The organism is Streptosporangium sp. DT93, from assembly GCF_049844535.1.
Classification (GTDB): Bacteria; Actinomycetota; Actinomycetes; order Streptosporangiales; family Streptosporangiaceae; genus Streptosporangium.
This window is the reverse complement of the sequence record NZ_JBNCLF010000002.1, coordinates 484,748-496,172: the sequence shown is the minus strand read 5'-3', so window position 1 is coordinate 496,172 and position 11,425 is coordinate 484,748. Positions and strand designations below refer to the sequence as shown.

8 protein-coding genes and 3 tRNA genes are annotated in these 11,425 nt (G+C 73.4%); 7 read left to right on the top strand and 4 right to left on the bottom strand.

The genetic code is table 11. The features are described from left to right. Nucleotides 1–30: 30 nt before the first annotated feature. Nucleotides 31–549, top strand: a complete 519-nt coding sequence (locus ACLQ2R_RS07400) for a DUF2087 domain-containing protein (protein WP_425958577.1) — start codon at nucleotides 31–33, stop codon at nucleotides 547–549. A gap of 56 nt (nucleotides 550–605) precedes the next feature. On the opposite strand, the gene ACLQ2R_RS07395 is transcribed toward ACLQ2R_RS07400, so the two are convergent. Next, nucleotides 606–1,568: a helix-turn-helix transcriptional regulator gene (locus ACLQ2R_RS07395; protein WP_425958576.1), complete on the bottom strand. Its 963-nt coding sequence runs from the start codon at nucleotides 1,566–1,568 to the stop codon at nucleotides 606–608. Nucleotides 1,569–1,630: 62 nt separating this feature from the next. Between ACLQ2R_RS07395 and ACLQ2R_RS07390 the strand changes: the two genes are divergently transcribed. Continuing rightward, nucleotides 1,631–3,880 (top strand): ATP-binding cassette domain-containing protein, encoded by a 2,250-nt coding sequence (locus tag ACLQ2R_RS07390; protein WP_425958575.1) that lies wholly within the window; start codon nucleotides 1,631–1,633, stop codon nucleotides 3,878–3,880. Nucleotides 3,881–3,911: 31 nt separating this feature from the next. On the opposite strand, the gene ACLQ2R_RS07385 is transcribed toward ACLQ2R_RS07390, so the two are convergent. The 3 genes from ACLQ2R_RS07385 to dusB form a co-directional block, all read right to left on the bottom strand. Beyond that, nucleotides 3,912–4,904 carry a TAXI family TRAP transporter solute-binding subunit gene (locus ACLQ2R_RS07385; protein WP_425958574.1) on the bottom strand — a complete coding sequence of 331 codons (993 nt, stop codon included), beginning with the start codon at nucleotides 4,902–4,904 and terminating at the stop codon, nucleotides 3,912–3,914. Next, nucleotides 4,901–6,823 (bottom strand): TRAP transporter permease, encoded by a 1,923-nt coding sequence (locus ACLQ2R_RS07380; protein WP_425958573.1) that lies wholly within the window; start codon nucleotides 6,821–6,823, stop codon nucleotides 4,901–4,903. The genes ACLQ2R_RS07385 and ACLQ2R_RS07380 overlap by 4 nt, the downstream gene beginning before the upstream one ends. A 270-nt stretch (nucleotides 6,824–7,093) precedes the next feature. Beyond that, the gene (gene dusB, locus ACLQ2R_RS07375) at nucleotides 7,094–8,215 is read right to left on the bottom strand and encodes a tRNA dihydrouridine synthase DusB (RefSeq protein WP_425958572.1); all 1,122 of its coding nucleotides are present in this window, start codon (nucleotides 8,213–8,215) and stop codon (nucleotides 7,094–7,096) included. Between the two features lie 91 nt (nucleotides 8,216–8,306). Between dusB and ACLQ2R_RS07370 the strand changes: the two genes are divergently transcribed. The 5 genes from ACLQ2R_RS07370 (at nucleotide 8,307) to ACLQ2R_RS07350 (ending at nucleotide 11,330) form a co-directional block, all read left to right on the top strand. Beyond that, nucleotides 8,307–8,993 carry an amino acid-binding protein gene (locus ACLQ2R_RS07370; RefSeq protein WP_425958570.1) on the top strand — a complete coding sequence of 229 codons (687 nt, stop codon included), beginning with the start codon at nucleotides 8,307–8,309 and terminating at the stop codon, nucleotides 8,991–8,993. A 137-nt stretch (nucleotides 8,994–9,130) separates the two neighbouring features. Further along, nucleotides 9,131–9,202: transfer RNA gene (locus ACLQ2R_RS07365), tRNA-Gly, on the top strand. A 25-nt stretch (nucleotides 9,203–9,227) separates the two neighbouring features. Then, nucleotides 9,228–9,298 (top strand) — tRNA-Cys (locus ACLQ2R_RS07360). A gap of 17 nt (nucleotides 9,299–9,315) precedes the next feature. Further along, nucleotides 9,316–9,390, top strand: a tRNA-Val gene (locus tag ACLQ2R_RS07355). Between the two features lie 299 nt (nucleotides 9,391–9,689). Then, nucleotides 9,690–11,330 carry a DUF885 domain-containing protein gene (locus ACLQ2R_RS07350; protein WP_425958569.1) on the top strand — a complete coding sequence of 547 codons (1,641 nt, stop codon included), beginning with the start codon at nucleotides 9,690–9,692 and terminating at the stop codon, nucleotides 11,328–11,330. The last annotated feature ends 95 nt before the right edge of the window (nucleotides 11,331–11,425 follow it).

Here is an 11,425-nt window from a genome sequence, read left to right as displayed (position 1 = left end):
CCGCGCGCCGTGACCCGGGAGAATGGCGGGATGAGCGACGAAGCGATCAGGCAGGTGCTGGGCCTGCTGTACCAGGAGGACACGCTGCGGGTGCTGGCGGCTCTGGCACTGGGCGGCGAGCCCGAGAAGGAGTCCGGCCTGGAGCGGGAGGCGGTCAGGCGCGCCCTGGACCGCCTGGAACGCGGCGGCCTGGCCGTACGCGGGGAGGGCGGCCGGTGGGAGGTGCGGCGCGAGCGGTTCCGCGAGCTGCTGCACGCCACGGCCAGGCCCGCGACCCCGGTCTCCCCCAAGGAGAGGGTGCTGCAGTCCTTCCTCGTCGAGGGGCGGCTGCGGGCGATCCCCAGCAAGCGCGACAAGCAGCTCGTCGTGCTCGACCACGTGGTGCAGGTGTTCGAGCCTGGGGCGCGCTACTCGGAGAAGGACGTCAACGTCGCGCTGCGCGCCTTCCACGACGACTACGCGGCGCTGCGGCGCTACCTGGTCGACGAGGGCATGCTCAGCAGGGAGAACAACGTCTACTGGCGCAGCGGCGGCTCCGTCGGGGCCTGACGGCGTCCACCGGCGTGGTGGAGGCCACGTCGGGACCTGAGGGCGTTCATCGGCGTCTATCGGTGCGGCGGAGGCTCCGTCGCGGCCCGGAGGCGGGCGGCCAGCGTCCGGATGTGGTCGATCAGCTCGGGCGGCTCCCGCACGGTGAAGTCCAGGCCGAGCAGCCCGACGCTGAGCGCCAGCCACTCCAGCGAGTCGTCGCCGGTGCGCAGCAGGCAGCTGCGGTCGTCCAGCTCCTCCAGCGTCCAGCCGGGCCCCGAGAAGCGCTCGGCGACCACGGCGCGCGGCGCGTGCACGACGACCACCGCCCGGTGGCGGCTGAGGGGCGCGACGATCGACTCCTCGACGTGGCCGGGCGGCGGCTCGCGCGGCGGGAAGCGCACGCCGGTGCCCAGCGGGGACGTCAGCCGGTCCACGCGGTAGGTCCGCCAGTCCTCCCTGCCGGTGTCCCACGCCACGAGGTACCAGCGCCGCCCGGTGGAGGCCAGCCGGTACGGGTCGGCGAGGCGCTCGCTGCGGTGCCCGTCGCGGCGGCGGTAGCCGAAGCGGATCCGCTCGCGGTCCCTGCAGGTCTGGGCGAGCAGCGCGAGGGTGTCCGCCTCGACGGTGGGCACGGCCCCGATCGGCGCCACGGGCCGCGTCTGCGACCGCAGGGTGCGCACGCGCAGGCGCAGCCGGGAGGGCAGGACCTGCTCCAGCTTGACCAGGGCCCGCACCGAGGTCTCCTCGATCCCGGCGACCGTGCCGCTCGCCGCCGCGCTCAGGCCCACCGCGATGGCGACGGCCTCCTCGTCGTCGAGCAGCAGCGGCGGCATGGCGGTGCCCGCCTCCAGCCGGTACCCCCCGGCGGGGCCGCTGGTCGCGTCCACCGGGTAACCCAGCTCGCGCAGGCGGCCGATGTCGCGCCTGAGCGTACGCGGGCTGACCTCCAGCCGTCCGGCGAGCTCGGGACCCGGCCACTCCCGGCGCGCCTGCAGCAGCGACAGCAGTCTCAGCACCCGTCCCGTGGTGTCGGCCATAGCGGCCACGATGCCACCGATCGCGGCCAGGAACCGGCCTGAATCGTGGTTAGCGTGGCGGGATGAGCCACATCGAGATCACCGGGGCCAGGGAGAACAACCTCAGGAACGTCTCGCTGCGGATCCCCAAGAAACGGATCACGGTCTTCACGGGCGTCTCGGGGTCGGGCAAGTCGTCCATCGTCTTCGACACGATCGCCGCGGAGTCGCAGCGGCAGCTCAACGAGACCTTCACCTCCTTCGCCCGCAACCGCCTGCCCCACCACGGCCGGCCGGACGCCGACGCCATCGCCGGCCTCTCCGCCGCCGTCGTCATCGGCCAGAGACGCCTGGGCGGCAACTCCCGCTCCACCGTCGGCACCGCCACCGACATCCACCCGCTGCTCAGGCTGCTCTACTCGCGCGCCGGTACGCCACCCGCCGGCCTGTCCAGCGCGTTCTCCTTCAACGACCCGGCCGGGATGTGCCCCGGGTGCGAGGGGCTGGGCCGCAGGACCGTCCTGGACGTGGATCTCGCCTTCGACCGGTCCAGGTCGCTCGACGAGGGCGCGATCCTGCTGCCGGGCCACCGGGTCGGCAACTGGCACTGGAAGATGTACGCCCGCTCCGGCCTGTTCGACAACGACAGGCCGCTGGAGGCCTACACCGATGCCGAGTGGGACACGCTGCTGCACGGAAGCGACCGCGACGTCGTCTTCGAGGAGGGGGACGGCACCGTTCCGCAGAGGTACGAGGGCGTGGCCGAGAGGTTCGACCGGCTCCACGTCAGACGGGAGGGGGGCGGGGCGGGCCGGGAGGCGATGATGGCGTTCGCCTCGGAGCGGCCCTGCCCCGCGTGCGGGGGCGCCAGGCTCAACAGGGCCGCGCTGGCCTGCCGGGTCGGCGGGCGCACCATCGCCGAGCTGTCCGCGATGGAGGCCCGGCACCTGGTGGACGTGGTCGCCGGGATCGACCACCCGGTCGCGGCGGCGATCGTCCCGGCGGTCCTGGACCGGCTGCGGCACCTGGTGGCCATCGGCCTGGGCCACCTCAGCCTGGACCGGCCGACGCCCACCCTGTCCGGCGGGGAGTCACAGCGGATCAAGATGGTCAGGTACCTGGGCAGCGGCCTGACCGACATGACGTACATCTTCGACGAACCGACGATCGGGCTGCACCCGCGCGACGTGGCGCGCCTGAACGGGCTGCTGCGCGAGCTGCGCGACAGGGGCAACACCGTGCTCGTCGTCGAGCACGACCGCGACGTCATCGAGATCGCCGACCACGTGGTGGACGTCGGGCCGCGCGCCGGCACGCACGGCGGCGAGATCGTCTACGAGGGCGGCGTCGAGGGCCTGCGACGGGCCCCGACCCTCACCGGGCGGCACCTGCGCCGCACCCCGCCGCTCAAGACGTCGTTCAGGGAGCCGACCGGCGCGCTGGCCGTCACCGGGGCGAGCGACCGCAACCTCAGGGACGTCACCGTCTCCTTCCCGGCCGGGGTGCTCACCGTGGTCACCGGGGTCGCGGGGTCGGGCAAGAGCACCCTGGTCAACGAGGCGTTCCTGTCGCGGCACCCGGGGGCGACGGTGGTCGACCAGGCCGCGGCCGGCACCTCGAACCGCTCCAACCCGGCCACCTACACCGGGCTGATGGACGAGGTCCGCGAGCTCTTCGCCGCCGCGAACGGCGTCGCCCCCGCGCTGTTCAGCTTCAACTCCAGGGGCGCCTGCCCGCAGTGCCGGGGCCAGGGGGTCGTGCACACCGACCTGGCGTTCATGGACGAGATCACGTCCGTGTGCGAGGCGTGCCGGGGGCGGCGCTTCCGGCCCGAGGTGCTGCGGCACACGCTGCGCGGCAGGTCGATCTCCGACGTGCTGGAGATGACGGCCGGCGAGGCCCTGGAGTTCTTCGTCGAGCCGGGGGCGCTGCGGATCCTGCGGACCCTGAACGAGGTGGGCCTGGACTACCTCAGGCTCGGCCAGCCGCTCGCCCGCCTGTCGGGAGGGGAGTGCCAGAGGATCAAACTCGCCGGGGAGCTCCACGGGAAGGGCGGCGTCTACGTGCTGGACGAGCCCACCACCGGGCTGCACCTGGCGGACGTCGAGCGCCTGATCACGATCATGGACGGCCTGGTGGACGACGGCAACACGGTCATCGTCGTCGAGCACCACCTCGACGTGATCAAGAACGCCGACTGGGTCATCGACCTGGGGCCCGAGAGCGGCGACCGGGGAGGCACGGTGGTCTTCGAGGGCACGCCCGCCCGCCTCCTGGCCGCGCGCGGCTCCCACACCGCCGAGCACCTCCGCCGCGACCTGGCCCGCCCGTGACCCCGCACGACCCCGCACGACCGCGCGGGGATCAGCCGTAGTACCTCTTCGCGCCGTCGTGCAGCGGCACCGGGCCGGTCCTCGGGGCGTTGTCGCGGGTGATGTCCCTGGCCGCCGGGTGCACCTTCTCCAGGTCGGCCCTGCGGTCGAAGAGCAGCTTCGTCAGGCTCCCGGCCAGGGCCGGGTCCATCGTCTCGTTCACCACGAGCAGGTTGGGCACCGAGATCGTGGACACGTCGGCCGGGGTGCCGTACACGTCCTTGGCGATCGTGCCCTCGGCGTACACCTCGCCGTGCTCGGCCCGCATCGCGGGCAGCACCCCGTCCAGCGGTACGAAGGCGACCTTCCCCTTCAGGGAGGTGAACAGGTCGGTGATGCCCGGCGTCGGCAGGCCGCCCGACCAGACCAGCGCGTCGAGGTCGCCGTCCTTGAGGGCCTGCACGCTCTCGGGCAGGCCGAGTGCCTGGCGGTCGACGTCCGCCTCAGGGTCGAGCCCGGCCGCCTTCAGCAGGCGCAGCGCGATCACCTCGGTGCCGGAGTTGGGCGAGCCGGTGGAGACCCGCTTCCCCTTCAGGCCCGCGATCGACGTCACCCCGGAGGCGGTGGCGGCGACCACCTGGGTGGAGTTGTCGTAGAGGCGGGCCAGGGCGCGGATCGGCTGGGGCGCGGTGAAGGCCCCCTTGCCCGCGACCGCGTCGGCGGCGGTGTCGGCCAGGGTGAAGGCGATGTCGGAGTCACCCCTGACGACGCGCTGCACGTTCTCCACCGAGGCGCCGGTCGCCTCGGCGGTGGCCTGGTGGCCGGGCAGGTGCTTGCCGATCTGGTCGGCCAGTCCCCCGCCCAGGACGTAGTAGACGCCGGTGGTGTTGCCGGTGGCGATCGACAGCCGCTTCCCCGCGGCGGCGCTGCCGTCGCCGCCCCGCGCGGCCTGCTCGGCCGACCGGTCGCCGCCGCAGCCGGCCAGGAGCCCGCCGAGCATCAGCGACCCCGCAGCCAGCAGGACGGTCACTCGTCTGACGGTCATCGTTTCGCCTCTCGTCGTCGTGTCAGCAGATGCAGGAGAACGGCCAGGAGCAGCAGCCCGGCCCCGGCCAGCGCGGGCAGCGGCGACAGGAACAGCAGCGACACGGCCGCCACCGCGCACAGCACCCGCTCGGCGGGCCCGGCCGGGCCGAGCAGCCGCCCGCCGGTGGCGGCGGCCAGCGCGGCGACCGCCAGCGCCGAGACCGCGGTGGCCGCGACGATCTCGCCGAACGTGCCCCGGGCCAGCAGTGCCGCCCCGCCGGGGGCCAGCACGAAGGCGAACGGCACCAGGAACGCGGGCAGCGTGTACTTCCAAGCCGCGATCATGGTCCGGTAGGCGTCGCCCCCGGTGATGGCCGAGGCCGCGAAGGCCGACAGCGCCGTGGGCGGGCTGACCTCCGACAGCACCGCGTAGTAGAAGATGAACATGTACGCCTCGGCCTGGCCGACGCCCAGGTCCGTCAGCGCGGGCCCGATGACGACGGCCGCGATGACGAACGAGGCGGTCACCGGCACCGCCAGGCCGAGCACGAGCACCGCGACCGCGCACAGCAGCGCGGTGACGGCCAGGTTCCCTGCCGAGACGCCGACGATCAGCGAGCTCGCCTTGAGGCCCAGCCCGGTGAGGGTGACGACGGCGACGATCAGACCGGCCGCCGCGCAGGTCACCGCGACCGGCAGCACCCCGGTCGTCCCCGCGGCCAGGGCCCGCGCCGCCCTGCGGGGGGTCAGGGCATGCTCGCGGTCGAGGAAGGAGAGCGCGAAGGCCAGCAGGGTGGCGTACACCACCGCGCGGAACGGCGACTGGCCGAGCGCCATCAGGACGACGATCACGAACAGCGAGCTGAAGTGGTAGCCGAACCTTCTGACCAGCGGCCAGAAGTGGGGCGCGTCCACCTCGACCGCCCGTGTCCCGTACCGGCGGGCGTCGATCTCGATGGCCAGGAAGATGCCCAGGTAGTACAGGATCGTCGGGACGGTGGCGTACAGCAGCACGGTGAGGTAGCTCACCCGCAGGTACTCGGCGATGATGAACGCCGCCGCGCCCAGCGTGGGCGGCGACAGGATCGCCCCGATGCCGGCCGCCGCGAGCACTCCCCCGCCCTGCTCCGGCGGATAGCCCGCCCGGCGCAGGATCGGCCAGGCGACGCTGCCCACGCTCACGGTCGTCGCCACGCCCGAGCCGCTGACCGTGCCGAGCAGGAACCCGGCCAGGGTGACGGTGCGGCCGGGCGCGGAGCGCGAGCGGCGGAACGCGGCCAGGGAGACGTCCACGAAGAACCGTCCCGCCCCGGAGTGGTCGAGCACCGCGCCGTAGACGGTGAACAGGATGATGTACGTGGCCGCCACGTCCAGCGGCACCCCGTACACGCCGTCGGTGCCCATCACGAACGAGACCACGATCCGGTCCAGGTCGTAGCCGCGGTGCCCGACGACCCAGTCGAAGGGCAGGTGGCCGCCGTAGTAGGCGTACGCGGCGAAGGCCACGCAGACGGCGGGCAGGATCCACCCGACGGTACGCCGGCAGCCCTCCAGCACCAGCAGCACGATGACCGTCCCGGCCACCACGTCGAGCGTGGTCGGCTCGAAGGCGCGCCGGATGAAGTCGTCGAAGACCGCCAGCGGGTAGAGGCAGGCGGCCAGCGCCAGGGCGGCCAGCGTCCAGTCGACGGCCCCCGGCCGGTCGGTGCCGCGCCGCCCCGGCTTGTAGCAGACGAAGGTCAGCGGCAGCACGACCGCGAGGAAGACCATCCGGTACGGCAGCACGGCACCGGCGCGGAAGGCGCGGTAGAGGACGAAGAGCGACAGGCCGAGGGCCACCAGCGTGACGGCCCGCGCCACCGGCCCGGAAAGGCGCCGGGCGGGTCGTTCCGCGTCGAACTCCGCGATCAACTCGTCCGCTGAAGTGGTGCTCGCCAACCGCCGTCCCCAGGTGTGAGCCGCGACCTCTGACCGCAGATTACAGAGATCGTTGACCCGCGTCCGTCAGAGCGCGGTCACATTCGCGTCACACCTGCGGTACGGAACGCTCCCGGCCGGCACGGCACGGCCGGGGCCCGCGCGGCGGGACGGCCGGGCGTCACGGCCCGGCGGGGGCGGTCGGCCGGTCGGCCGGCACGGCGGGGGCGGTCGATCGGCACGGTGGGGGGGCAGGTGCGGGGAGCACGCCGGACGGGCGGCCCGGGGGCGTCAGCCGCCCGAGGTGTCGTTCTCGGCGTCGGCGGAGGGGACGGCGAGGTCGTAGGGGTCGTCCAGCCAGCCGGCCGGCAACTGGACGCGGTCGCGCGGGTTGGTCTTGCCGCGCGGCAGGTCGGCGCCCTCGGGCCACGCCTGGCCGGCCTCCAGCTCGGCCAGGCCCTCGCGCAGGCCGTCCAGGGTCTCGGAGGTCGCCAGCCGGCGCCGCAGGCCGGAGCCCACGGTGAAGCCCTTGAGATACCACCCGACGTGCTTGCGGAAGTCGGCCACGGCGTGCGGTTCGCTCTCGAAGCACTCGGCCAGCAGCGTGGCGTGCCGGTCCATGGTCGCGGCGACCTCGCCCAGCCGGGGGCGGACGGTCTTCTCGACGCCCTCGCACATGGCCGCCAGGTCCGCGAAGAGCCAGGGGCGGCCCAGGCAGCCCCGGCCCACGACGACGCCGTCGCATCCGGTCTCGTCCATCATGCGGCGCGCGTCGGCGGCGCTCCAGATGTCGCCGTTGCCGAGCACGGGGATCTCCGGCACGCTCTCCTTCAGGCGCGCGATCGCCTCCCAGTCGGCGATCCCCCCGTAGTGCTGGATCGCGGTGCGGCCGTGCAGCGCGATCGCCGAGACGCCCTCCTGAACGGCGATCCGCCCGGCGTCGAGGTAGGTGAGGTGGTCGTCGTCGATGCCCTTGCGCATCTTCACGGTCACCGGCAGCGTCCCGGCGTTGCCCACGGCCTCGCGCAGGATCGCCCGGAACAGGTTCCGCTTGTACGGCAGGGCGGAGCCGCCGCCCTTGCGGGTGACCTTGGGCACCGGGCAGCCGAAGTTGAGGTCGACGTGGTCGGCCAGGTCCTCCTCGGCGATCATCCGCACGGCCCTGCCCACGGTCACCGGGTCGACCCCGTAGAGCTGGAGGCTGCGGGGGCTCTCGTCCGGCTCGAACCTGATCATCTTGAAGGTCTTGGCGTTCCGCTCCACCAGCGCCCGCGTCGTGATCATCTCGCAGACGAAGAGGCCGCCGCCCTGCTCGCGGCAGAGCCCCCGGAACGCCGTGTTGGTGATCCCGGCCATGGGCGCGAGAACGACCGGCGGCCACACCTCCAGCGATCCCAGCTTCAACGACTCCACCCGGCTTTTCTACCGCACCGCGGCGAGCGGGACGAATCCTCGCTGGATATGGTGTCCCTGGTTCAGCCGGATGTGACATGGGAGGCCCCGGATGCTCCTGCGACTGCGGATCGCGCTGCCCGACCGGCCGGGCTCCCTGGGGAAGGTCACCCGGGTCCTCGGCGTCGCGGGCGCCGACATCACCCAGGTGGTCGTCCTGGAGCGCGGCGAGGGCCGGGCGCTGGACGACATCACCGTGCACTGGCCCGACTCCGCCCCCCGCCAGGCCCTGATCGACGGCCTGGAGAGCGTGCCGGGGGTGACGATCGAGGGTGTCTGGGGCACCCGGGAGGCGCCGGGCACCTACCCCGAGCTGGAGATCCTCAAGTACATCACCACGGCGGGCGACCGAGCGCTGGCCACCCTGCTGGACTCGATGCCGGTGCTGTTCAGCGCCGACTGGGCCTCGGCGGGCACCGAGCGCGTCCCCCGCGCGACCGTGCACTCGAGCTGGCGGGCCCCCGAGCCGGTGCCCTTCCCCGACGACACCCCGGCCCGCCCGACGGCCCTGACCCTCGATTCGGGGCTGCACGTGATCGCCGCCCCGCTGCCGCCGCTGGCGCTGACCTTCCTGCTGGCCCGCTCCGACGGCCCGGCCTTCCACCGCATCGAGGTGCACCGCCTCACCCGCATCCTGGAGATCTTCCTCACCCTGCCGGCGGTCGAGCGGAGCGTGGCCCGCCAGTTGCGCCGCCCCCCGGAGACGGCGCCGGCGCCGGAGCCGGGACCGGCCGGGTGAGGCGGCCGGGGAGGCGGCGGGAAGGGCCGGTCGGACGGGCCTGCGGAACGGCCGGTTGAACGGACGGTTACGCAACCGTCGGGAAAACCCGCTAGAGTTCTCTCGTCGCCACCGGGTGTGAAACCCGGGGGAAACACGCGGAAGTGGCTCAGTGGTAGAGCATCACCTTGCCAAGGTGAGGGTCGCGGGTTCGAATCCCGTCTTCCGCTCGAAGGGTCTTCGGGCTCTCACTCCGGTGGAGTGGCCGAGAGGCGAGGCAACGGCCTGCAAAGCCGTCTACACGGGTTCAAATCCCGTCTCCACCTCTGGTCTTTCCGCATGCGGACGATTAGCTCAGCGGGAGAGCGCTTCCCTGACACGGAAGAGGTCACAGGTTCAATCCCTGTATCGTCCACCACGCTCCGTGGCGCCCATGACCCTCATGGGCCGACCAGGTCGAACGACCGCCAGACCCCGTCTCGGGGGCCTGGCGGTCTTCTGCTTTCTCCGGCGACCGCCATCCCGCGAACACCACACGAACGGGGACACCCCCGCGGCACGGTCCTCTCACCGCACACCGGGTGATCTCGCCGGACCGGCGAGAACGCCGCTCACCGGGCCGCGCGAACGCGTCCTCCGCCGCCAGGTTCCCGCAGGTCGGCGGGGTCGATAGCGAGGGGATAGGGGGCCGATGCCGGGCCGTCCTACGTTTCGGACATGAGCACTCCGATCTTCGCGCTTTGCGATGAGTACGTCACCCGCTGGGCGGCACTGGACCCGATCGCGACCGGCGCCGAGGGCATCGTGTCCGACTTCGTGGCCGCCACCGACTACAGCCCCGCCGGCAGCTCCGCCCGGGCCGAGATGATCCGTTCGACCCTGAAGCGTCTCGACGAGCTGGTCCCGGCCGGTGAGCCGGACGTCAGGGCCGCCGCGCACCTGCGGGAGCGGCTGGAGGCCGAGCTGGCCTGGCACGACACGGGCGAGCCGCTCCGCTGGGTGGCCGCGCCGTACGGGGTGCCCTACCGGGTGCGTTCCAGCGTCGTCCTGCTGCCCCACGGCACCGACGACGAGTGGCGCGACGTCGCCGCCCGTCTCGCGGCGATCCCCGAGATGCTCGCCGGATGGCGGGAGAGCCTGGAGGCGGGGCTGGCGACGGGCCTGCCGGGCGCCCGCAGGCAGGCGCTGGCCATGGCGGACCAGGCCGACCAGTTCTCCGGTGCGGGCGGCACTCCCCCGGCGCACGACGCCTTCGTCGCCACCTACGGCGAGGGCCCGGTCAGGCAGGAGCTGATCGAGGCGGCCGCGGCGGCCCACGAGGCCTACGCCGCGGCGGGACGCTACCTGCGCGAGGAGTACGCGCCCCGGGCGAGCGAGGCCGACGCGGTGGGTGCCGAGCGCTACGCGGTCGCGGCCAGGATCAGCCTGGGCGCCGACATCGACCTGCGCGAGGCGTACGCGTGGGGCTGGGCGGAGCTGGAGCGCATCGGCGCCGAGACGGCCGCCGAGGTGGAGCGGATCAAGCCGGGCGCGACGATCGAGGAGGCGACGGCGATCCTCAACGAGACCCAGGCCGTCGACTCCCTGGAGGACTACCAGGCGTGGTTGCAGGAGCGCCACGACTGGGCGATCCGGCAGTTGCACGGCACGCACTTCGACATCCCCGAGCCGCTGCGGCGCATCGTGGCCGAGGTGGACGTGAGCTCCACCTCCGGCGCGGCCTCCTACAACTCGCCCAGCGAGGACCTGTCGCGGCCGGGCCGCACCCTGTGGCCGGTCGGGGGGCGTTCCCGCTTCGCCACCTGGACCGAGCTGACCACGATCTTCCACGAGGGGGTTCCCGGCCACCACCTGCAGTTCGGCGCGATGCGCATGGCCGAGGACAGGCTGTCCAGGTTCGCGAAGGTCTCCTGGGTTGACGGCCACGGCGAGGGATGGGGCCTGTACGCCGAGCGGCTGGCCGACGAGCTGGGCTGGTTCACCGACCCGGGCACCCGGCTCGGCATGCTCAACTGGTCGGCCCTGCGCGCCGCCCGGGTGGTCATCGACCTGGGCGTCCACCTCGACCTGCCGCTGCCCGACGGCTCGGCGTGGACGTTCGAGAAGGCGTGCGAGGTGTTGCGCGAGCAGGGCCGCTGCGAGCCGCACCGGGTCGAGGCCGAGGTGGTGCGCTACTTCGGCTGGCCCTCCCAGGCCATCTCCTACAAGCTGGGCGAGCGGGCGTGGGTGCAGGCCCGCGAGGAGGCCAGGACGCGTCTGGGCGAGGCCTTCGACCTGCGCGCCTGGCACACCGCCGCGCTGGATCTGGGACCGGTCGGCCTGTCGAGCCTGGCGGAGGCGCTGCGCCGCATCTGCTGAGCGGATCCGCCGCACCCCGGCGGGGGGGGGGCGGGGCCCGGGCCGGGCGGGGCGGGGGGGGGGGGGGGGGGGGGCGCCCGCGGCCGGCGCCCGGG